Source organism: Chitinophaga varians, assembly GCF_012641275.1.
In the GTDB taxonomy this organism is placed as follows: domain Bacteria; phylum Bacteroidota; class Bacteroidia; order Chitinophagales; family Chitinophagaceae; genus Chitinophaga; species Chitinophaga varians_A.
In genome coordinates this window covers 1-465 of sequence record NZ_JABAIA010000031.1, presented here as the reverse complement: position 1 = coordinate 465, position 465 = coordinate 1, and the positions used below count along the sequence as shown (strand labels likewise).

Here is a 465-nt window from a genome sequence, read left to right as displayed (position 1 = left end):
TCTGATCAGAAGCGGTACAGGAAGACTTGAAGGTGTTGGTCACTGTCCATTGCAGTGTCACGGATTTACCCGCAGGCACGCCTGTTACAGTGGTGGTGTAGTTGTTTGGACTGGTGATTTGTGCACCCAGGTCAGCACCTACAAAAGTCCACACGCCTTTCTGATCGACGGCGGGCTGGTTACCTGTTACGGTGAAGTTGCCCTTAGCGCATTGTTTAATTTCCGGATCACCGGCATCAGCAGTCGGCATAGACCTCACTTTCACGGTCACGTTGTCGGTTACGGTACAAGCGCCGTTGGTCACGGTTACCGCATATACGTTGTCACCAACTTTGGTCGGCGTGTGAGAGAAGGATACTTTGCCGTCAGCAGCAGGGAGGGCGGTACCATCAAGTGTCCACTTGATAGTGTAACCGGTATTGCTGTTGTCGATGCTGAGTGTAGTGGCCTGGCCTTCGCAGATCT

At 52.9% G+C, this 465-nt stretch carries 1 protein-coding gene; it reads right to left on the bottom strand.

Annotated elements, in window-relative coordinates:
* On the bottom strand, positions 1 to 465 hold a 465-nt coding region (locus HGH92_RS33485; protein ID WP_211092829.1), incomplete at both ends, for a hypothetical protein.